Below are 21,655 nucleotides of genomic sequence, written 5' to 3'. Positions count from 1 at the left end.
GGGTTTTTAAAGACTTGATTTTGATTCTTTGGTGAGTAGATGGGGGCTGCAGGGAATAGCTCGCTTTCCGCAGGAGCGACCGCCGCTGACGCTCAACACAGGGAACGAAACCAAAAACATCCCGAAACTGAGTCTTCAAGTATAAAGAGCGTTTGCTCAATAAGAAAGAAAAACGAAGCAGTGATATTCACTGCTTCGTTTTTTTCTGTTGGGCCAATACTTTATTTAATTGTTCTAATGTGTGAACGTCATAGTCAATCGTTTTTGAAAGCAAGTACCGAAATAACTCGGCTGTCATAATAGCATCATTCAATGCGTGGTGACGTTCCCTTTTTTCAATACCTACATATTTTAGCAAAGGATCAAGCTGGTGCCTGACATTCGGCAGGAGCCATTGCGCCATAAGCTGGGAGTCGATCACGTGTGGCTCATAATCAGGAAGCTTCCATCTTCTCAGCATGGCCTTTAAAAACCGCATATCAAATTTTGCAGGGTGGGCTACAAGAACGGATCCTTCACTGAACTGCATGAAGTTTTGGAAACCCTCAATAAAAGGACTGGCATTATCGAGACGATCGCGGGATAACCCTGTTAACCGCAGCGTTTGTTTGTTAACAGGACGAATGGGGCGGATCACCTGATGAAACTTCTCCATTCGGCAAGCGTGAAGTCCCTGTAGCCTGATGGCACCTATGGAGATGATCTCATGCCCAATTTCTGGTAGGAAACCGGTTGTCTCAAGGTCAAAGATGGTATAGTCCATGTCCTTTAATGACTTCTCGTGAAAGCTTCCTTTCTTATTGAAAACGGTCAGCTGCTTTTCTAATTCATGGTAGGTGTGCCATTTCAAATAAGGTTTTATCTTGAAATAGTACATAGGTTTCTCAAAAAGCAGATACTTGATGATTTGTAAGTCAACTGGAAGCATCATACCACCCGATTTCGGTTATAGCTCAATTCCAGCACCTGCTGCAGGCGCTTAGCGATAATGAGCGCTTCTCTGAGTGATCGACGTTCTTCTTTTTTCATTGGCCCGAGTTTTAAATCATTGCTCAATGGTTCTTCGTCGTCCAGCTGTTGGAGATTAGCCTTTAACCGGAACAACATGAGCCGGTGCAAAGCTGTTTTTGCATTTTCCACATCCCGGGGGTGGAAACGCTCTTGTTCGGCTAATGCTTCTAACCGATTGACGGTATTAATCTCTTCAATTCCATATTTCATACTGTAGATACGGATCGCATTGACGATTTGCATAATCGCTGATTTCTTCAAGTTGAGCGTCCGTTTCTTACCAATCCCTGAAATTCTTCCGAATGGTTGGACAGGGACCCGGAAACGAAGTGTATCTTTCATAAGTAACTGATGAAGATTTAAGGATTTCTGAACACGTTTGGTTACATATTTCTTTAAATCATACGCAAGGGAATAATCACCTGTGATCGGACGAAAGTCCATAAAAATAGTGAAATCCCGGATTTCTTCTGCATCCATCTTATTGATCCACTGGTCGATACTCCCGTGCCAATCACTCATTTGCTGACGCCATTTGGGTTCCTTAGCCATAATTCCGCCTGTGCAGTAAGGAAAACCGCATTCATTCAACATATCGTTAATTTTATTAGTGAAGATTTCAAAGTATTTTTCTATTTTCGCTTTATGCTTACTGTTCTCATAGTCAGCAAGAATGATGGCGTTGTCCTGGTCAGTAGAAAATGCCTGTTCTTTACGTCCTTCGCTGCCCATAACCAGGAAACAATAATTCACAGGTGGTGCTCCATACCCTTCGCGAATCATTTCATCTTCTGCAATCTGCACCACTTGTTTGTGAATACGATCATTATAGTTGGTCATCAATTCTGCAATGTCATAAGCGAACATGTGATCTTTAATCAAGCTCGCCACGAATTTTTGGAACCTTTCATTGTGAATCGGTGACAACGGTTTAATTTCTTCAATAGAAATCGCATTTGAAATTTTATAAGTGAGGTCGAAGTACACGGAATTTTTAATAGTGAAAAACGAGGACTGCCTCAAAATTCCAACGACCTTGTCCTTATGAAGAACTGGAATGATTTCAGTAGGGTGGTGTTTCAAATAACTTAAAGCATCATAGATGAATTCCTGCTCATTAATCTCATAGGCTTCTTCAGACATATAAGCTTTGACTGGGTTTTTGTGATCGTTCTCAAAGTAAGCTTTTAGTATTTCACCATATCCAATCATACCAAGCAACGATTGCTGATCATCGCTCACAATCAGAGCTTCAATCTTTTGCTGTTGTAACATGCGGGCAGCTTTTTCGATTGAGGCTTCCGGGTGGATGAACGTAGGTGGTTCCATATAAGCGTCTGCACGTTTTTTGTAAAGTTCACGATCATCCTGCTCATCTGTTGTAGAGCTTTTATATTTTACTTCATCATATAAGCTTTTCATCAGATGACTGATGCCATCCATCACCACTTTCGAAAAGTGGTTGTTGTTGGACATCACTTTCAAGAAGGATTCGCGTTCAAAGCAAATGGTCTTGATTGGTTCTAACGCTTGAACAGAAAAACGCATTTCTCCACTTGTGAGTAGGATCATGACACCTACCAGGTCTCCCGGGTAATAGAACCTCACCGATAATTGTCGACCGTTCGACCGGTGCATGATGTTCTTAGCAAGTCCAGAGACCATGAAGTGAATATCAATCGTGTCATCTTCCTGATCTTCATGGATGATGAATTCATTCTTTGAAAATTCCCTGACCATGGCTTTACCAAAAACTTCATCAAACTCTTCCTCAGAAAGCAAATCGAATGGATATTGCTTTCTAAACATTTCAAACTCTGTCACAGAGCAAAACTCCTTCATCACAGTTGTTGTATTTCACGACGGTCTAATCCTTTTGTTTGAATCGACCTTTGGTCAAGTTTCGCTTTCTGTCCCTGTGGAGGATGAAGCCACCAATGAAGGCCAAACCTCCAACGACAAATAGAATCCCTGCAAGTCCTTGAATGGCGATGTGAAAAAAGATGGGGTGAAATTCCCCGAAAAGAGCATCGCGAATCAATTTTATTCCATAAACGGCGAGGACACCTGGGGTAACTAATAAAAGTAAAGCAATTAATCGCATGTTCGTAACTCCTTTATTTCAATCCATGAATAAGTATATCAAATGGAACGGCACGTTGGAACTATAGACACACTTGCTAAAACATGCAGAATAGGATACGATGAAGTTACGCAAAAATTTGCAGGGTGTGGTGAAATGAAACGTGTGTTGATTGTCGGAGCGGGGAAAGGCGGAACCGCCCTGTTGAAATTGTTAAAGAAAATGGACCGTATGTTAGTGGTTGCGGTAACAGACATCGACCCGGAAGCACCAGGGATCGCGCTTGCTGAGAGTTACGGAATTGCTACAGACCGCCGTTGGCAGGATTGGATACATAAAGAAATTGATATTGTGATCGAAGCTACAGGGGAAGAGCGCGTGTTCAATGAGATCCGGGAAACCAGAAAGCGTTCGACGGTCGTGATTCCAGGTTCAGTGGCTTATGTAACTGCAGAATTGTTGGAAGAAAAAGAAACGCTTGTGCAAAAATTGAAGCAGCAGACAGAAAACCAGCATTTGATCTTGAACAGCATTCACGACGGTATGATTGTTATTGATGAAAAAGGCGAAATCTCGTTCATCAATCGTAGTGCAGAGCGCATTGTAGATATGGGGCGTTCATCCATGATTGGAGAACCCATAAATGAAATCATACCGGATTCGAGGCTTCCCCAAGTGCTTGCTTCCCGGGAGGAAGAAGTGAACCAGAAGCTTGCCTTAGGCAATGGGAAGAAAGTAGTAACCACTCGTATTCCGCTGATTGGACAGGATCAGAAAGTGATTGGGGCGTTTGCCGTTTTCAAAGATATTACGGAAGTGGTCAACCTTGCTGAGGAAATCACAGACCTAAAAGAAGTGAAAACGATGCTCGAAGCCATCATTTATTCTTCAGACGAGGCGATTTCTGTTGTCGATGAAAATGGAAGCGGTTTAATGATAAACCCTGCTTATACAAGGATTACCGGACTTTCAGAAGAAGAAATCGTTGGGAAGCCGGCAACGGTCGACATATCTGAAGGCGAAAGTATGCATATGAAAGTCCTTCGTACCAGAAGGCCTGTCCGAGGGGTGCGGATGAAGGTTGGCCCCTCAAAAAAAGACGTCCTCGTTAATGTGGCCCCTGTCATTGTTGATGGGAAGTTGAAGGGTAGTGTCGGCGTTCTTCATGACGTCTCCGAAATTCAGGCGTTGACGAGCGAACTCAAAAGAGCCAGACAAATCATTCGCAGTTTGGAAGCCAAGTACACATTTGATGATATTATTGGTGATTCTCAGGAAATGACCTTGGCTCTTGAACAAGCGAAAGTTGGTGCGCGTACACCTGCTTCTGTATTGTTGAGAGGAGAGTCCGGGACAGGGAAAGAACTTTTCGCCCATGCGATTCATAACGAGAGCAAGCGGCGCCATAATAAGTTTATCCGAGTCAATTGTGCGGCCATAGCTGAATCCTTACTGGAAAGTGAACTATTTGGCTACGAAGATGGTGCTTTTTCAGGTGCAAAACGCGGTGGTAAAAAAGGTCTGTTCGAAGAAGCGAACCATGGGAGTATTTTCCTTGATGAAATTGGTGAATTGACATTGCCGATGCAGGCGAAATTGCTGAGGGTTCTCCAAGAGAATGAAATGATCCGTGTCGGAGGTACAAAGCCTGTTCATGTAGATGTCCGTGTAATTGCTGCAACGAATGTCAACTTGGAAAAAGCAATTATGAACAAGAACTTCCGAGAAGATCTGTACTATCGCCTGAACCGGCTCCCGATATACATTCCACCCCTTCGTGAAAGGATCGAAGATGTCAAACTTCTGACTTACCATTTGATCCAAAAATTGAATGAAGATTATGGAAGGCATGTAACCTCAATTGATGAGGAAGCTTTTCGTTTGTTGAAAGAATATGATTGGCCTGGAAATGTCAGAGAGCTGGAAAACATTATCGGCCGGGCCATGATTTATATGGAAAATATGGAAGATACCATCAAGGTAGAGCACCTTCCTCGACTGAAAAAAGCCTCAACTGAATCAGCAAGACAAAAGGAAGAGGCTCCTTGGCTGGGAGAGACCTTACAGCAGGCCGTTGATGAATATGAAAAAAGTTTGCTTGCTGATGCTTACCGCTCTCATGATTTTAATAAAACAAAGACAGCCAAGGCTTTAGGGATATCGATTCGAAACTTATATTACAAATTAGAAAAATATAATTTAGACAAAAACAGCATGCAGAATTTTTCATAATGCAATCTTTTGCAAGGTGAAAATCTTCAAGACTAACCTGTTTTAATGGGTAGTGGAGTTGGCATGAATATTGCATGTTTATGAAGAGGGGAAGAGGTGACGCATGAAAAAGTTAGATGAGTTAGTCGATCAAATAGACCGCCGTTCACCTAAAACGGTCGCTGTTGCTCAAGCAGCAGATGATGAAGTATTGAAGGCAGTAAAAATGGCCCGGGCTTCCAACCTTGCTGATTTCTTTCTTGTAGGAGATCAAATGGAGATTGAAAACAAATCAAAAGCTGTGGGGTTGGATTTATCTCAGGAGGGCATTGAAGTGATTCATGCCAGTGAAAGGGATAGTGCAGGAGTTGCTGTGAAAGCTGTCCATTCCGGTGAAGCTCATGTGGTCATGAAAGGCCATATTGATACAAAATCTTTGTTGAAAGCGGTCCTGGATAAAGAGTACGGACTCAGGAAAGGTTCGGTGCTGTCTCACGTTGCATTATTTGAAATTCCTGGCAGGGATAAACTGATCTACCTTACAGATGCTGCGATGAATATCGCTCCTAATTTGGAGGAGAAAGTCCAAATCATCAATAATGCCGTAGAGGTAGCTACTCGTGCAGGGTGGGAAAACCCGAAAGTAGCCCCATTAGCAGCTGTAGAGGTAGTGAATCCTTCCATGATAGCTACTCAAGATGCTGCGATGCTTACTCAAATGAACAGGCGTGGGCAGCTGAAGGGCTGTATCGTAGATGGTCCCCTTGCCTTTGACAATGCCATCGATCCAAAAGCAGCAGAACAAAAAGGAATCGTATCCGAAGTAGCGGGGCAGGCGGATATTCTCGTCGTGCCATCCATTGAAGTGGCTAATGCCTTGTACAAATCATTTATATATTTCGCCAAAGGAAAAGTGGCGGGCGTCATCAGCGGGGCTAAAGCTCCGATCGTATTGACGTCTAGGGCAGATGATGCTCAAAGTAAAATTTATTCACTGGCCTTAGCTCTACAAGCCAGTCAACAATAGGAGGAAACATAATGAAAATTTTCAGCTATATGCAAGAGTACGATTACGAGCAATTGTTATTTTGTCAAGATGAACAATCCGGTTTGAAAGCAATCATTGCCATTCATGATACAACACTAGGGCCGGCTCTCGGAGGCACACGTATGTGGACATATGCTTCTGAAGATGATGCCGTGGAAGATGCTCTGCGTCTGGCAAAAGGGATGACGTACAAAAATGCTGCAGCGGGACTTAATCTTGGCGGAGGGAAAACCGTCATTATCGGAGACCCTAAAACAGAGAAAAATGAAGAAATGTTCCGTGCATTCGGTCGCTATATTCAAGGCTTGAATGGTCGTTATATTACTGCAGAGGATGTAGGAACAACTGTCCAGGATATGGACTTGATTCATGAAGAAACGGATTATGTGACAGGGATCTCTCCAGCATTCGGCTCTTCCGGAAACCCATCTCCAGTGACTGCTTACGGAGTGTATCGTGGGATGAAAGCAGCAGCAAAAGAAGGATTCGGCACAGATTCATTGGAAGGAAAAACAGTAGCCGTCCAAGGTGTCGGAAATGTCGCCTTCACTCTTTGCCGTCACCTTCATGAAGAAGGAGCCAACCTTATTGTTACAGATATCAATAAGGAAGCCGTTCAGCGTGCAGTAGAAGAATTTGGAGCAAAAGCGGTTGATCCGGACGATATTTACAGTGTGGATTGCGACATTTACGCTCCTTGTGCTCTTGGAGCGACAATTAATGATGAAACGATTCCTCAACTTAAAGCGAAAGTCGTGGCTGGTGCAGCGAATAACCAATTAAAAGAAACCAAGCATGGCGATATTCTGCATGAAAAAGGCATCGTTTATACACCGGATTATGTCATTAACGCTGGAGGCGTCATCAACGTAGCTGATGAGCTGCACGGGTATAATAAAGATCGTGCGATGAAGCGAGTAGAAACGATCTATGACAACGTATCACGCGTATTTGAAATTTCACGTCGGGATAACATTCCAACATATGCAGCCGCAGACCGTATGGCAGAAGAGCGAATTGAACGTATGCGCAGGTCCCGCAGTCAATTCCTTCAAAATGGTCAACACATCTTAAGCAGAAGACAGAACGGTTAACGGGGGTTTAGGAATTGCAAACACATCGTATTCTGGTCATTAATCCAGGTTCCACATCTACAAAGATTGGAGTCTTTGATGATCAGGAAGTCGTTTTTGAAAAAACCATCCGTCATACGACGGATGAGGTCAGCTCATATAAGCGCGTCATTGATCAATATGATTTCCGTAAACAGGTCATTCTTGAAGAGCTTGACCGCGAAGGCATTAACATCAGCAAATTGAGTGCCGTTTGCGGAAGAGGAGGATTGCTGCGTCCCATCGAAGGTGGGACGTATGAGGTCAATGAGGCGATGCTTGAGGATTTGAAAAATGGATACAATGGAGAACATGCGTCGAATCTTGGAGGGATCATCGCCAATGAAATTGCTCAGGGGTTGAATATTGGAGCTTATATTGTCGATCCGGTTGTGGTGGATGAACTCCATGAATTGGCTCGTGTTTCCGGTGTTCCTGAAATACCAAGAAAAAGTATATTCCATGCCCTTAATCAGAAAGCTGTGGCGCGAAGAGCGGCAGCTGACCTTAGTCTCTCTTACAAAGATGCCCGCTTAATCGTCACTCATATGGGCGGAGGGATCACTGTCGGTGCGCACGTTGGCGGCCGAGTGATTGACGTCAACAATGGATTGCACGGAGATGGCCCTTTTTCTCCAGAGAGGGCAGGGACCGTTCCTGCAGGTGACCTCGTTTCCTTATGCTTCTCCGGCCAGTATTACCGAGATGAAGTGATGAAGAAATTGGTCGGGCAAGGAGGCCTTATGGCTTACCTGGGTACAAATGATGCCCGTGATGTCGAAGAGATGGTAGCAAAAGGTGACCGAAAAGCGAAAGTTGTCTTTGATGCCATGGCTTACCAAATTGCCAAAGAAATTGGAAGTATGAGTGCCGTTATGGAAGGCAGAGTGGATGCCATTGCGCTCACTGGCGGACTAGCGTACGGAAAAGCGTTCGTTGAAGAAATTTCCAAACGTGTGCATTGGATTGCAGATGTCCTCGTCTATCCTGGTGAAAATGAGCTGGAAGCATTGAATGAGGGGACGCTACGTGTCCTGAATAAAGAAGAGGTTCCAAAACAATATCCTAACTTTCAAGAATAGGAAGGAGAGTCCAAGGTGGCACAAGAATACGATTTGGTCATTCTCGGAGGTGGCACTGGCGGTTATGTCGCTGCCATCCGAGCTTCAAAATTAGGCCTCAAAACAGCGATTGTAGAAAAAAGAGAACTTGGTGGGACATGCTTACATAGAGGGTGCATCCCTTCTAAAGCATTGCTTCGAAGTGCGGAAGTATTTAAACAGACTAAAGAAGCGGATCAATATGGGGTGTCAACAGAAAACCCAACCTTGAATTTCACGAGAGTCCAAGAACGGAAACAATCGATTGTAGACACACTACATAAAGGTGTTCAAGGATTGATGAAAAAAGGGAAAATCGATGTCTTCGAAGGTTTTGGACGAATTTTAGGCCCTTCCATCTTTTCACCGACAGCAGGGACGATTTCTGTGGAGATGAACAACGGGGAAGAAAATGAAATGTTGATTCCTAAAAATGTGTTAGTGGCGACAGGTTCTCGTCCTAAATCTCTGCCGGGGCTTGAAATCGATGGTGAAGTTGTCATGAGTTCTGATGAAGCTCTTCATATGGAAGAACTTCCTGAATCCATCATTATCGTCGGTGGGGGTGTCATTGGAATTGAATGGGCATCCATGCTGGCGGATTTTGGTGTGCAAGTGACGGTACTCGAATACCTGCCGCACATTCTCCCTACCGAGGACGAAGATATTTCCAGGGAAATGTTGAAGCAGATGAAAAAGAAGGGCATCGATATCGTTACGAGCGCCAAGGTTCTTCCGGATACAATCGAGAAAGATAATGGTGTGAAAGTAAATGCGGAAGTTGACGGAAAAACGGTTACTTATGAAGCTGAACGCATGCTGGTTTCTGTCGGTCGATCAGCCAACGTCGATAATATCGGTCTTGAAAACACGGATATCCAAGTGGAAAACGGGGTAATCAAGACGAATGATGTCTATCAGACGAAAGAGAGCCACATTTACGCCATTGGTGATGTTATCGGTGGTATGCAGCTGGCCCACGTGGCTTCTCATGAAGGCATGATTGCCGTTGAGCATATGGCTGATCAACACCCACATCCGATGAAACAGGATCAAGTGCCATCCTGTATCTACTCCAACCCTGAAGTTTCAAGTGTTGGCTTGACAGAAAAAGCGGCGAAAGAAAAAGGATTTGATGTGAAAATAGGCAAGTTCCCATTCCAAGCGATCGGAAAAGCTCTCGTTCACGGAGAAACGGATGGCTTTGTGAAAATCGTAGCTGACAAAGAAACGGACGATCTGTTGGGCGTGCACATGATCGGACCTCATGTCACGGACATGATTTCGGAAGCGGCTTTGGCTCAAGTTCTTGATGCGACACCATGGGAAATCGCTGAAACGATCCACCCACACCCAACGCTCTCTGAAGCAATCGGGGAAGCGGCTATGGCCGTCGACGGCAACCAAATCCATGGATAAATATGAAGGAGGGATCCTCATGGCTGAAAATCGCCATAAAGCTCTAGGTTTAAGTGATGATCAAGTGTTGGACATGTTTCGCACGATGTTATTAGCAAGAAGAATCGATGAACGTATGTGGTTATTGAACCGCGCAGGTAAAATTCCATTCGTCATTTCCTGTCAAGGTCAGGAAGCTGCTCAAGTAGGGGCTTCCTATGCTCTTGATCGTGAAAAAGACTATGCTCTGCCTTACTACCGTGATATGGGTGTCGTTCTTTCATTCGGTATGACTGCTCAGGATTTAATGCTTTCCGGCTTTGCAAAAGCAGAAGATCCAAACTCGGGTGGACGTCAGATGCCAGGTCACTTTGGTCAAAAGAAAAACCGGATTGTTACCGGATCATCACCGGTTACTACACAAGTGCCACACGCTGTAGGTATCGCTCTTGCAGGGAAGATGGAGAAAAAAGACTTCGTTTCTCTCGTAACTTTCGGTGAGGGATCTTCCAACCAGGGGGATTTCCACGAAGGTGCGAACTTTGCGGGTGTACACAAGCTTCCTGTTATCTTTATGGTTGAAAATAATAAATATGCCATTTCTGTTCCTGTATCGAAGCAGTTGGCCTGTGAAAAAGTTTCTGATCGCGCCATCGGTTATGGCATGCCTGGTTTCACAGTGGACGGCAATGATCCACTAGCTGTATATGAAGCAGTGAAAGCAGCAGCCGATCGTGGCCGTAATGGAGAAGGACCGACATTAATTGAGACTGTGTCCTACCGTCTTACTCCACATTCCAGTGACGATGATGACCGTACTTACCGTGAACGGGAAGAAGTGGATGAAGCAAAGAAAAAAGATTCGATCGTCACTTTTGCCCAGTACTTGCGTGATACAGGTGTACTGACGGATGAGAAAGAACAGGAAATGAATGACGAAATCAGTGAAATCGTCAATGAAGCGACTGACTATGCCGAGAATGCGGCTTATGCGGAAGCGGAATCTGCAATGAAATATGTGTACGAAGAGTAAGGAGGGGGAGCAATAATGGCAGTTATATCTTATATTCAAGCCGTCACTCAAGCTTTGAAAGAAGAAATGAAGCGGGATGAAAAAGTGTTCGTCCTTGGTGAAGATGTTGGAAAACGTGGAGGCGTATTCCGCGCGACTGATGGTCTTTATGATGAATTTGGTGAAGACAGAGTTCTGGACACACCACTAGCTGAATCGGCAATCGCCGGAGTTGGAATTGGTGCAGCGATGTACGGCATGCGTCCAGTAGCTGAAATGCAGTTCGCTGACTTTATCATGCCGGCAGTCAACCAGATTATTTCTGAAGCCGCTAAAATCCGGTACCGTTCCAATAACGACTGGAGTGCGCCAATAACAATTCGCGCCCCTTATGGCGGCGGTGTACACGGAGCTCTTTACCATTCCCAATCCGTTGAAGCTGTTTTCGCGAATCAGCCTGGATTGAAAATTGTGATGCCGTCGACTCCTTATGATGTCAAAGGTTTGTTAAAAGCCTCCATCCGTGACAATGACCCGGTCCTTTTCTTTGAACATAAACGTGCCTACCGTCTAATCAAAGGGGAAGTGCCTGATGAGGATTATACGCTACCGATTGGTAAGGCAGATGTAAAGCGAGAAGGTTCCGACATTACGGTTATTACGTACGGTTTGTGTGTCCACTTTGCACTACAAGCAGCAGAGAAGTTGGCTGAAGAAGGCATTGATGCACATATCCTCGACTTGCGTACCGTGTATCCTTTAGATAAAGAAGGTATTATTGAAGCAGCATCCAAAACGGGTAAAGTCCTTCTTGTAACGGAGGACAATAAAGAAGGTGGAATCATCTCAGAAGTGTCCGCAATCATCAGTGAGAATTGCTTGTTTGATCTGGATGCTCCTGTTCAGCGTCTGGCTGGTCCAGATGTCCCTTCCATGCCTTATGCTCCGACGATGGAGAAGTATTTCATGATGAATCCAGATAAAGTTGAAAAAGCGATGAGAGATCTCGCGGAATTTTAATTGAAGGAGGAGATTCCCTGTGGGTTTAGAAAAAATCAACATGCCTCAGCTTGGAGAAAGTGTCACAGAAGGAACGATCAGCACATGGCTTGTTCAGCCTGGAGATCAGGTAAATAAGTATGATCCCATTGCAGAAGTCATGACAGATAAAGTAAACGCAGAAGTCCCATCTTCTTTTTCCGGCGTGATTAAAGAGCTCGTCGCATCTGAAGGAGATACCATTGAAGTCGGTGAACTCATGTGCTACATCGAAGTGGAAGGTGCAGGATCTGCGGAAGAACCTTCATCAGAAGAAAATAAACAAGCTCCTGCACAGGAAACTCCCGTCGCTGAAGAAGAACCATCAAAAGCTTCCAAGAAACCTGAGAAGAAACAGGACAAAGGAAGTAAAAAGCGGTATTCTCCAGCTGTCATGACGCTTGCGCAGGAACATGACATTGATTTGAATCAAGTCGATGGATCCGGTAAAGGTGGACGAATTACGCGCAAAGATATTGAGAAAATTGTTGCGAGCGGAGAGATTCCTAAAGCAGGGGAAGCAAAAGCAGAAGCTCCCGCTGAGCAGCCTGCGCAAGCTGAGCAGAAAGCTGCTCCATCACCAGCTCCTTCATCACAGACGCCGGATGTACAAGCGGGGGAAGGCGACATCGAAATTCCTGTGACAGGTGTAAGAAAAGCTATTGCAGCAAACATGGTGAAGTCGAAGACCGAAATTCCACATGCCTGGATGATGGTCGAGGTAGATGTTACGAATTTAGTTGAACTTCGCAATGCAAAGAAAAACCAGTTCAAACAGCAGGAAGGCTTCAGTCTGACGTATTTCGCTTTCTTTGTAAAAGCTGTCGCTCAAGCATTGAAGGAATACCCGCAGTTGAACAGTATGTGGGCCGGAGACAAGATCATCCAGCGCAAAGCCATCAACTTGAATATTGCTGTGGCTAAAGATGACCAATTGTTTGTTCCTGTCATCAAAGATGCAGATGAAAAGAGCATCAAAGGAATCGCAAAAGACATTACAGACCTTGCCAACAAAGCCCGTCAAGGCAAGCTTACATCGAAAGATATGGAAGGCGGTACCTTCACTGTCAATAACACAGGCTCTTTCGGTTCGGTACAATCCATGGGTGTGATCAACCACCCTCAGGCCGCTATTTTGCAAGTGGAATCCATTGTGAAAAAGCCGGTTTACCAGAATGGCATGTTCGGAGCGCGTGACATGGTCAATCTATGTCTATCCTTGGATCATCGGGTTCTTGATGGTCTCGTAGCCGGCAACTTCCTGGCCCGTGTGAAAGAGATCTTAGAGAAAATGTCAGAAGACAACACATCTGTATACTAATGCAATCAAGCTGTCCACCAACCATGGAGGACAGCTTTTTTATCATCCTATTCCACCAGTGCAAGGCATTTTTCTCACATATCAAAGCTTTTATAGAAGGTATATGTGAGGGGAACTGCTCTTATGGATTGAGGGTTTTTGCGTTTTCACCAACTCTATATGGTAAGGGGCGTTTGGGAAGGAAGAAACCCAGCAGGAAAACAATCTCTTTCCAAATGTCCCTAAGCTTTTTCAAGTATCTAGAAATCATAGACAATTCAATTGAAAGATGTCAGATATCTTGGTAAAATGTTCTTAGCATTTCTATAAAGGGGCCATGTCAAATGGATTTTAATATTTTTATGAACGATGTTGTTTCAAAAGCACGTGAAGAAATTACCCAAGCGGGATATACGGAACTGACGACATCTGAGGAAGTCGATCAGGCACTAAATAAAGAAGGTACAACCCTTGTAATGATCAACTCCGTATGTGGATGTGCAGGCGGTATTGCCCGTCCAGCTGCTGCACATGCGATTCATTACGATAAGCGTCCGGATCAGCTTGTTACTGTTTTTGCCGGGCAGGATCGTGAAGCTACGGATCGCGCCCGCGAATACTTTGAAGGCTACCCGCCATCCTCTCCATCTTTTGCTCTTTTGAAGGATGGTAAAATTCAGACAATGGTCGAGCGTCACGACATTGAAGGCTTTGAACCTATGGAAGTTATCGGGAAGCTTCAGCGCAGTTTTGAAGAGTATTGCAAAGAAGTATAAGAATACAATAAGTGTAGGATCTTTGTTTAAAAAGCAAAGATCCTTTTTTACGTAAAATCTTTAGCTTACATAATCGGACGCTTAATCCTCTCAGGTCAGCGTATCCAGAAAGAACGGAGGTGAACACAGGATTGAAAATAGGATATCGGACCATTAAAACGGCATTGGGCACACCATTTGCCATATGGATTGCTCAGATGCTGCAGCTCGAGAATTTCGCATCAGCAGGGATTTTGACCATACTCTGTATCCAAATTACAAGAAAACGGTCCTTTTTAAGTGCGTGGCACCGCTTTTCTGCTTGTTTATTAGCGATGGGGTTTTCATTCGCTTTTTTTGAGCTGTTGGGATACAATCCCATTTCCATTGGATTGATGTTGTTTGCCTTTATTCCTGCAACGGTGTGGTTTAAAATCACACCTGGAATCGTAACCAGCTCAGTCATCATCCTTCATCTATACGGTTCAGGGGATATCGGCTGGAGTATTATATGGAATGAAGTGTTGTTAATAACGGTGGGAATTGGAACCGCCCTGCTTCTCAATTTATATATGCCGAGCCTCGAGAAGAAGTTGAATCAGTATCGAAAACAGGTGGAAAGCAACTTTTCCATTATATTGAGAGAAATTGCTCAATTTTTAAGGAATGGAGATAATGATTGGTCAGGCAAGGAGCTGACAGAGACCGCCAATCTTCTGGAAAAAGCGAAGTCCCTTTCTTATCGGGATGTAGAAAATCATTTGCTGCGTTCCCACAATCATTTTTACCACTATTTTCATATGCGGACGAAACAGTTTGAACTATTGGAACGTATGCTTCCTCTCGTTTCCCGTATATCGAAATCTGATGCACATGGCATTCGCATGGCAGCGTTTTTTGACGACTTAGCCGATGCTGTTCATCCCGGTAATACAGCCCTGATCTATTTGAGAATGTTGAAAGAGATGAAAGAAGACTTCCGTGAAGACCGACTGCCGGAAACAAGGGAAGAGTTTGAAGTAAGAGCCAGTCTCTTTCATTTATTAAATGAGATAGAGGACTATTTGATCATTAAGCGTTCGTTCAAGAAGAGTGATGTATAGAGGGTACATGTGAGGGGAAACTTTTAGTAAAAGAGGATGATTGCTTTGTACAGCTTCCTTTTAATATTAAGTTTGTTAAACCCATTACTACCGCCACACACGCCGGCTGATCCGGTTATTATTGTAAATAAAGCAACCCATGAGGTTGTGCTCTATCAAGATGGAGAGGTTGTCTTTAAGGCTCCTGCGGCCATAGGGAAGACGAAGGATTTGACGCCGGAGGGCCAGTTCAATGTGAAAGTGAAAGCCAAAGATCCATATTATCGTAAAAAAAACATCCCGGGTGGTGACCCAAAGAATCCATTGGGGAGCCGGTGGATCGGGTTTGATGCACGAGGGACAGATGGAAGGATTTATGGCATTCATGGAACCAATCAGCCGGATTCCATCGGTAAATCAGTCTCTGCGGGTTGTATCCGGATGAATAATCAAGATGTCGAAGTTCTTTTTGACCTTGTTCCTGCTGAAGCGGAAGTATGGATTGTAGATCGGGATAAAAAAATGCCGGACTTATATCGCTTCTGGGAAGAAAGAAAATTACAAAAACAACTCTAGAAACTAAGAAAGCCGAAAAGATGGACGATCCATCTTTTCGGCTTTTTTCATTCAATCATTTATTATAAGAAGAAACTCGCGCCAGCCAATGCACTAGATAGAAGCATAGACAAAATCATGACATAGATCACGACTTTCATACGGCGTTCGCGTTTTGAACGTTTTTTTGTAGCCAAGGTGTGTAACCTCCTTCTCAGTCAATCCTACTGACATTCTACCTAAAAAAGAGAAATTGGACAAGGGCGTGAAATCATTTACAATAAAATTGCGAATGATAGTAATTTTTAGATAGGTAAGCGCTTCATTTCTGGTATGCTAGTAGTGTGAATGGACTGAATAAGGAGGCTTTTCTTATGAACAGATCATCAAGTGACCAACACCCTAAGCAAAAATGGGAAAAGGATGTAGAAAAAACAACGGAGCGCTTTCCTGAACGGAAAGAAGCGTTTCATACAAGCTCAGAAATTCCGGTCGAACGATTATACACGCCGGAACAGATGAATGAGGATTACATAGAGGAGATCGGCTTTCCGGGCCAATATCCTTATACGAGAGGAATACAGCCGACCATGTATCGAAGTCGCTATTGGACCATGCGTCAATATGCTGGGTTCGGGTCGGCAGAAGAAACGAACGAGAGGTTCAGGTATTTATTGAAACAAGGACAGACCGGTCTTTCAGTGGCCTTCGACCTGCCGACTCAAATCGGCTATGATTCTGATGACCCGATGGCTGATGGGGAAGTTGGGAAAGTCGGTGTAGCTATTGATTCACTAAAGGACATGGAGCAGCTGTTCGATCAAATTCCACTCGATCAAGTAAGTACATCGATGACGATCAATGCTCCAGCCAGTATCCTGCTTGCAATGTATATAGCTGTAGGAGAGAAGCAGGGAGTAGCGCCTGAAAAGCTGACAGGGACGATTCAAAACGACATCTTGAAAGAGTATATCGCTCGTGGTACGTATATCTACCCACCGAAACCTTCCATGAGGCTGATTACAGACATATTCGGTTACTGTCAGGAACATTTACCGAAATTTAACACCATAAGCATCTCCGGCTATCATATCCGGGAAGCTGGTTCCACGGCTGTGCAGGAAGTCGCCTTTACGATAGCGAACGGCATGGCTTATGTAGATGCGGCGATAGAGGCTGGGCTGGAAGTCGATCAATTTGCACCACGGCTTGCCTTCTTCTTCAATGCTCACAATCAATTTTTTGAGGAAGCGGCCAAATTCCGGGCAGCCCGCCGCATGTGGGCAAAGATTATGAAAGAACATTATGGAGCAGAAAATCCAAAAAGCTGGAAGCTCCGTTTCCATACGCAAACAGGAGGAAGTACACTCACAGCTCAGCAGCCGGACAACAATATTGTGCGTGTCACCTTACAAGCACTCGCTGCTGTTATGGGAGGAACGCAGAGCTTGCATACCAACTCACGGGATGAAGCTCTTGCCCTTCCGACAGAAGATTCCGCACGAATTGCGTTACGCACACAGCAGATCATTGCCAATGAGAGCGGGGTAGCGGACACCATCGATCCACTCGCTGGGTCTTATTTCGTTGAGTCTCTTACCGACCAGATTGAAAAAGAAGCCAATGCTTACTTAGAGCGCATCAAAGAATTCGGTGGAGCGGTCCAGGCTGTCGAAGAAGGATATATGCAGCGTGAAATTCATAAAGCGGCATATGATGCCCAAAAACGGATTGAATCGAATGAAGATATCGTCGTCGGAATGAACGAATTCAAGCTGGAAGAGGAAATACATGCAGACTTGTTACGTGTAGATGAAGCACTGGAACAAGCCCAGATCAAGAAAACACAGGAAATAAGATCTTCACGCGATCAGGAATCCGTCGAGCAATGCCTTAAAACCCTTAGGGAAGCGGCGAAAGGGTCGGAGAATGTCATGCCGCATATTGTGGCCGCAGTGAAGGTTTATGCAACAGTTGGGGAGATCGCGAATGTTTTACGAGAGGAATTTGGAGAATACACCGGAATGTAGGAAGGGATGATGAGGTTGAAACCAATACGTGTACTTATAGCGAAACCAGGGTTGGACGGACATGACAGAGGTGCTTTAATCATCGCCCAGGCACTCAGAGACCATGGCATGGAAGTTATTTATACAGGACTGCGGCAATCCGCCATTCAAATCGCAAGAGCCGCCATTCAGGAAGACGTGGACGTCGTCGGACTTTCTTCTCTTTCCGGTGCTCATAAATCATTGTTTCCAAAAGTGGTACAGGCACTGGAAGAACAAGGGGCGTCGGACATTCCCGTCATTGGAGGCGGAGTTATACCTGCAGAAGATATTCCTTTTCTTGAGGAAAAAGGAGTGAATAAAATCTTCACCAGCGGGTCCCCGACAGATGCAATCGCCATTTACATTAAGCAGCTTCTTAACAAAGAAACCATAGAGGCACCGAAGAAAATCGCCCATATTGGTATAGCTGTGGAAAGCATAGATGCAGCACTGCCTTTTTACCAGCATAACCTTCAGTTGGAACTTGAAGCTGTAGAAGTCGTGGAATCTGAGCAGGTCCGCGTCGCTTTTCTGAAAATTGGTGAAACGATGTTCGAATTGTTGGAGCCACTGAGTGACGATTCGCCTATTCAATCGTTTTTAACGAAAAAAGGGGAAGGTGTCCATCATATTGCTTTGGAAGTAGACGATCTTGCAAAGCGTTTGAATCAGTATAAAGAACAAGGAGTACGTCTCATACATGAACAACCGAAACAGGGCGCACATGACAGTCAGATTGCCTTTTTGCATCCAAAAGCAGGAAATGGTGTCCTGTTTGAACTATGCCAGTATGGAGAGGAGGAGTAACTGTGGATATTTTTGATAAAATCAATGAACTATATGATAAGCGTCGCCAAGTTGAATTAGGAGGCGGAGATGAACGGATCGACAAACAGCACGATAAGGGCAAATGGACAGCCAGGGAACGCATCGAACATCTTTTGGACGAGGAATCTTTCATAGAGCTGAACCCATTCATTGAACATCGTCATGATGCTTTTGGGATGGACGGAAAGTCAGCGCCGGGTGAAGGGGTCGTGACAGGGTTTGGTAAAATTCATGGACGTGATGTGTATTTGTTCGCTCAGGACTTCACGGTGTACGGCGGAGCCTTAGGGGAAATGCATGCGAAAAAAATTGCTGCAGTCATGGACCTTGCTGCCAAAAATGGAACCCCTTTTATTGGCTTGAACGATTCTGGAGGAGCTCGTATTCAGGAAGGCGTATCTTCTTTAGACGGTTATGGACAAGTCTTTTATCGTAATTCCATTTATTCTGGCGTCATCCCACAAATATCGGTCATTATGGGTCCATGTGCCGGGGGTGCCGTTTATTCTCCAGCCATCACTGATTTCGTCATCATGGTAGAAAAGACATCGCAAATGTTTATTACCGGTCCGAAAGTCATTGAAACCGTTACTGGTGAGCAGATTTCCGCAGAAGATCTGGGAGGTGCCGGTGTTCATAATTCTTTGAGTGGGAATGCTCACTTGAAAACCCCTGATGAAGCCTCCGCTTTGGATGCCGTCCGGGATCTGGTCAGTTACCTTCCTCAGAACAATGAAGAACTGACACCAGAAGTAGAAGTTGAGCTTGATGATGACTTCAGACCTGACATCACAGATAAAATACCTTTTGATCCGATCCGCCCTTACGATGTGCGTATCGTTATCGATGAGTTTGTTGACGAGGATTCATTCTTCGAAATTCATAAGGACTTTGCAAAGAATATTGTTGTCGGATTTGCGCGTCTGCAAGGAAAGACCGTGGGAGTTGTTTGTAATCAGCCGAAGTACATGGCTGGCGGACTTGATATCGACTCAAGTGATAAAGCAGCCCGCTTCATAAGAACGTGTGATTCCTTTAATATCCCTCTCATTACATTTGAAGATGTGACTGGTTTCTTCCCTGGCATCAAACAGGAACATGGAGGGATCATCCGCCACGGTGCGAAAATTTTATATGCTTACTCCGAAGCCACTGTGCCGAAGCTGACGGTTATTACTAGAAAAGCGTACGGTGGAGCCTATGTCGCGCTGAACAGTAAATCGATCGGTGCGGACCTCGTCTATGCCTGGCCAAACGCGGAAATTGCTGTTATGGGTCCAGAAGGAGCGGCCAATATCATTTTTGCAAAAGAAATCAAAGAAAGCGATAAACCAGAAGAAACACGACAAAATAAAATCAATGAGTACAGGGAACGTTTCGCGAACCCTTACGTCGCAGCGGGGCTCGGAATGATCGATGATGTGATTGATCCAAGAGAGACGCGTTCAACGCTGATCAAAGCTCTGGATATGCTGAAAAATAAACAGGAAGACCGTCCTTATAAAAAGCATGGCAACATCCCTCTATAATTGACACAGTCCATTCGTTCCGCTAACGTACTAAGAGGAATGTGTTTACATATTGAAGGAGGCAAATATAGATGGTAGCCATTAACAAAGAACGCTTACTGAATGAATTTCTGGAATTGGTTCAAATCGATTCAGAAACAACCCAGGAAGCAGAAATCGCTAAAGTATTAAAAAAGAAATTTCAGGACTTAGGTTTGGAAGTCCTGGAAGATGATGCAGCCTCGGTTACAGGCCATGGAGCAAACAACCTTATTTGTAATCTAGAAGGATCTAAAAAGGACGCAGAACCGATTTATTTCACTTCTCACATGGATACAGTGGTACCGGGAAACGGGGTTAAACCTTCTGTTGAAGATGGTTATATCGTGACCGATGGTACGACAATCCTTGGAGCGGATGACAAAGCGGGAGTTGCTGCAATCCTTGAAGCGATCCGTTCTCTTCAAGAACAAAACGTTGAACATGGAGACCTGCAGTTCGTAATCACTGTAGGAGAAGAAAGCGGCCTTGTCGGTGCGAAGGCTCTTGATGCTTCCATGCTCAAGGCAAAATACGGATATGCCCTCGATAGTGATGGTCAAGTCGGAAATATTATCGTAGCTGCTCCTACACAGGCAAAAATTAATGCCATTGTGAAAGGGAAGACCGCTCATGCAGGAGTTGCTCCTGAAAAAGGCATCTCAGCAATCACCCTGGCTTCCCGCGCGATTGCTAAAATGCCGCTAGGACGAATCGATGACGAAACAACAGCGAACATCGGCCGCTTTGAAGGTGGTCAGAAAACGAATATTGTATGTGATCACGTCGAGGTCTTAGCTGAAGCTCGTTCCCTCAATCCTGAAAAAATGGAAGCGCAAGTAGAAAAAATGAAAAAAGCCTTCCAGGAAACAGCGGAAGAAATGGGTGGCGAAGTCGAACTTGATGTCGAAATTATGTATCCTGGCTTTAAGCAACAGGCGGGAGATCAAGTCGTAGAAGTCGCACGTTCTGCTGCGAAACGAATCGGACGTGAAAGTGAACTATTAACAAGTGGCGGCGGCAGTGATGCCAATGTCATCGCAGGACACGGCGTTCCTACGGTCAACTTGAGTGTAGGGTATGAGGAAATTCATACAACGAACGAACGTATGCCTGTCAGCGAACTTGAAAAAATTACAGAGTTCGTAACAGCGATCGTTGAAGAAGTCGCACAATAATAAGCCAGGACTCCCTGAATTTCAGGGAGTCTTTTTTATGAACTACTATTGAGGTATTACACATAAGCTCCCGATTGTGAAAGACTCAGTTTCGAGATGTTCGTGGGATTTTAGGGCTCCGGGAAAAGGTTCGTCTAGCTCCATCGTCCAGACACTCGCGTCATAAGCAGACCAGCAAAGGAATGAAAAACACATTCCGTTGCTGGTCTGCTTATGCCAGTCGTGTCTACCAGGACGATTCCGCATTTGAACACTTTCCATGGGGCGGGCGGTGAGCCTCCTCAGGCTACGCCTTCCGGGGTCTCACCTGTCCCACACATCCCATAGGAGTCTCACCGTTTCCCTC

General features: G+C 44.7%; 19 protein-coding genes. 15 read left to right on the top strand and 4 right to left on the bottom strand.

Annotated features, from left to right (window positions below):
- Positions 1–187: 187 nt before the first annotated feature.
- Genes VKA52_RS16075 through VKA52_RS16065 form a run of 3 tightly spaced genes read right to left on the bottom strand, consistent with a single transcriptional unit; the run spans position 188 to position 3,115 of the window.
- Positions 188–928: a 3'-5' exonuclease gene (locus VKA52_RS16075; protein WP_326316422.1), complete on the bottom strand. Its 741-nt coding sequence runs from the start codon at positions 926–928 to the stop codon at positions 188–190.
- Positions 928–2,835 carry a DUF294 nucleotidyltransferase-like domain-containing protein gene (locus tag VKA52_RS16070; protein WP_326316421.1) on the bottom strand — a complete coding sequence of 636 codons (1,908 nt, stop codon included), beginning with the start codon at positions 2,833–2,835 and terminating at the stop codon, positions 928–930. The genes VKA52_RS16075 and VKA52_RS16070 overlap by 1 nt, the downstream gene beginning before the upstream one ends.
- Before the next feature lie 43 nt (positions 2,836–2,878).
- A complete protein-coding gene (locus VKA52_RS16065) occupies positions 2,879–3,115 on the bottom strand; it encodes a DUF2627 domain-containing protein (protein ID WP_160914899.1) in 237 nt (78 codons plus the stop codon).
- Between the two features lie 135 nt (positions 3,116–3,250).
- On the opposite strand from VKA52_RS16065, the gene VKA52_RS16060 reads away from it, so the two are divergent.
- From VKA52_RS16060 to VKA52_RS16010, 11 genes are all read left to right on the top strand, one after another.
- Positions 3,251–5,326 (top strand): sigma-54 interaction domain-containing protein, encoded by a 2,076-nt coding sequence (locus VKA52_RS16060; protein ID WP_160914897.1) that lies wholly within the window; start codon positions 3,251–3,253, stop codon positions 5,324–5,326.
- Between the two features lie 103 nt (positions 5,327–5,429).
- Positions 5,430–6,332 carry a phosphate butyryltransferase gene (yqiS, locus tag VKA52_RS16055; RefSeq protein WP_326316420.1) on the top strand — a complete coding sequence of 301 codons (903 nt, stop codon included), beginning with the start codon at positions 5,430–5,432 and terminating at the stop codon, positions 6,330–6,332.
- 11 nt (positions 6,333–6,343) lie between these two features.
- Positions 6,344–7,447 carry a branched-chain amino acid dehydrogenase gene (bcd, locus tag VKA52_RS16050; protein ID WP_160914893.1) on the top strand — a complete coding sequence of 368 codons (1,104 nt, stop codon included), beginning with the start codon at positions 6,344–6,346 and terminating at the stop codon, positions 7,445–7,447.
- 14 nt (positions 7,448–7,461) lie between these two features.
- Entirely contained in the window at positions 7,462–8,547 is a 1,086-nt protein-coding gene (buk, locus tag VKA52_RS16045; protein WP_160914891.1) for a butyrate kinase, read from the top strand.
- Between the two features lie 15 nt (positions 8,548–8,562).
- Positions 8,563–9,984 (top strand): dihydrolipoyl dehydrogenase, encoded by a 1,422-nt coding sequence (gene lpdA / locus VKA52_RS16040; RefSeq protein WP_326316419.1) that lies wholly within the window; start codon positions 8,563–8,565, stop codon positions 9,982–9,984.
- 19 nt (positions 9,985–10,003) lie between these two features.
- On the top strand, positions 10,004–10,996 hold the full coding sequence (locus VKA52_RS16035; protein ID WP_206945654.1) for a thiamine pyrophosphate-dependent dehydrogenase E1 component subunit alpha: 993 nt from the start codon (positions 10,004–10,006) through the stop codon (positions 10,994–10,996).
- 15 nt (positions 10,997–11,011) lie between these two features.
- Positions 11,012–11,995, top strand: a complete 984-nt coding sequence (locus VKA52_RS16030) for an alpha-ketoacid dehydrogenase subunit beta (RefSeq protein WP_160914885.1) — start codon at positions 11,012–11,014, stop codon at positions 11,993–11,995.
- 19 nt (positions 11,996–12,014) lie between these two features.
- Positions 12,015–13,334 (top strand): dihydrolipoamide acetyltransferase family protein, encoded by a 1,320-nt coding sequence (locus tag VKA52_RS16025; protein WP_326316418.1) that lies wholly within the window; start codon positions 12,015–12,017, stop codon positions 13,332–13,334.
- 323 nt (positions 13,335–13,657) lie between these two features.
- Complete coding sequence (locus VKA52_RS16020; protein WP_160914881.1) at positions 13,658–14,089, top strand: BrxA/BrxB family bacilliredoxin; 432 nt, start codon at positions 13,658–13,660, stop codon at positions 14,087–14,089.
- 131 nt (positions 14,090–14,220) lie between these two features.
- Complete coding sequence (locus tag VKA52_RS16015; RefSeq protein WP_160914879.1) at positions 14,221–15,171, top strand: aromatic acid exporter family protein; 951 nt, start codon at positions 14,221–14,223, stop codon at positions 15,169–15,171.
- A gap of 36 nt (positions 15,172–15,207) precedes the next feature.
- The gene (locus tag VKA52_RS16010) at positions 15,208–15,726 is read left to right on the top strand and encodes a L,D-transpeptidase (RefSeq protein WP_326316417.1); all 519 of its coding nucleotides are present in this window, start codon (positions 15,208–15,210) and stop codon (positions 15,724–15,726) included.
- A 62-nt stretch (positions 15,727–15,788) separates the two neighbouring features.
- Here the strand turns inward: VKA52_RS16010 and prli42 are convergent, their stop codons facing one another.
- Positions 15,789–15,902 carry a stressosome-associated protein Prli42 gene (prli42, locus tag VKA52_RS16005; RefSeq protein WP_226590761.1) on the bottom strand — a complete coding sequence of 38 codons (114 nt, stop codon included), beginning with the start codon at positions 15,900–15,902 and terminating at the stop codon, positions 15,789–15,791.
- 177 nt (positions 15,903–16,079) lie between these two features.
- Here prli42 and VKA52_RS16000 point away from each other — a divergent pair, with 177 nt between their 5' ends.
- From VKA52_RS16000 to VKA52_RS15985, 4 genes are all read left to right on the top strand, one after another.
- Positions 16,080–17,735 carry an acyl-CoA mutase large subunit family protein gene (locus VKA52_RS16000; RefSeq protein ID WP_326316416.1) on the top strand — a complete coding sequence of 552 codons (1,656 nt, stop codon included), beginning with the start codon at positions 16,080–16,082 and terminating at the stop codon, positions 17,733–17,735.
- 6 nt (positions 17,736–17,741) lie between these two features.
- Positions 17,742–18,563 (top strand): methylmalonyl-CoA epimerase, encoded by an 822-nt coding sequence (gene mce, locus VKA52_RS15995; protein ID WP_439108897.1) that lies wholly within the window; start codon positions 17,742–17,744, stop codon positions 18,561–18,563.
- Positions 18,539–20,113 carry an acyl-CoA carboxylase subunit beta gene (locus VKA52_RS15990; RefSeq protein WP_326316415.1) on the top strand — a complete coding sequence of 525 codons (1,575 nt, stop codon included), beginning with the start codon at positions 18,539–18,541 and terminating at the stop codon, positions 20,111–20,113. The genes mce and VKA52_RS15990 overlap by 25 nt, the downstream gene beginning before the upstream one ends.
- Positions 20,114–20,184: 71 nt before the next feature.
- A complete protein-coding gene (locus VKA52_RS15985) occupies positions 20,185–21,309 on the top strand; it encodes a M20/M25/M40 family metallo-hydrolase (RefSeq protein ID WP_160914869.1) in 1,125 nt (374 codons plus the stop codon).
- Positions 21,310–21,655 lie beyond the last annotated feature (346 nt).

Source organism: Halobacillus sp. HZG1 (assembly GCF_035818575.1).
Lineage (GTDB): Bacteria > Bacillota > Bacilli > Bacillales > Halobacillaceae > Halobacillus > Halobacillus litoralis.
The sequence above is the reverse complement of the archived record's forward strand: the minus strand, read 5'-3'. Positions and strand labels throughout refer to the sequence as shown.